Genomic DNA, 353 nt, shown 5'->3' with positions numbered 1-353 from the left:
GATCAACTGGGCGATGATCAGCTACTCGCACCTGAAGTTCCGCCAGCACCTGGACCGCACTGGCCAGAAGCCGCTGTTCAAGGCGCTGTGGTACCCCTATGGCAACTACATTTGCCTTGCGTTCGTGGTGCTGATCCTGGGCATCATGGCGATGATCCCGGGTATCCAGGTGTCCGTGTATGCGATCCCGGTGTGGCTGTTCGCCATGTTCGTGGTCTACATGGTCAAGCCGCGCCGCAGGGCGCAGGCGCTTGGGGCTGCTGGTAGCGTGGCCAAGTAAGGCGCTGCGTCGATAGAAAACCCGAAGCCGGGTGACTGGCTTCGGGTTTTTTGTTGCCTGTGCCGCCCCTTTC

At 60.6% G+C, this 353-nt stretch carries 1 pseudogene; it reads left to right on the top strand.

The annotated features are described in order from the left end of the window. Window positions 1-280: pseudogene (locus B2790_RS21065) on the top strand (aromatic amino acid transporter AroP); the annotation flags it as partial. Window positions 281-353 lie beyond the last annotated feature (73 nt).

The sequence above is a fragment of the Pseudomonas sp. UBA6753 genome (assembly GCF_002453565.1).
Classification (GTDB): domain Bacteria; phylum Pseudomonadota; class Gammaproteobacteria; order Pseudomonadales; family Pseudomonadaceae; genus Aquipseudomonas; species Aquipseudomonas putida_Z.
The sequence above is the reverse complement of the archived record's forward strand: the minus strand, read 5'-3'. Positions and strand labels throughout refer to the sequence as shown.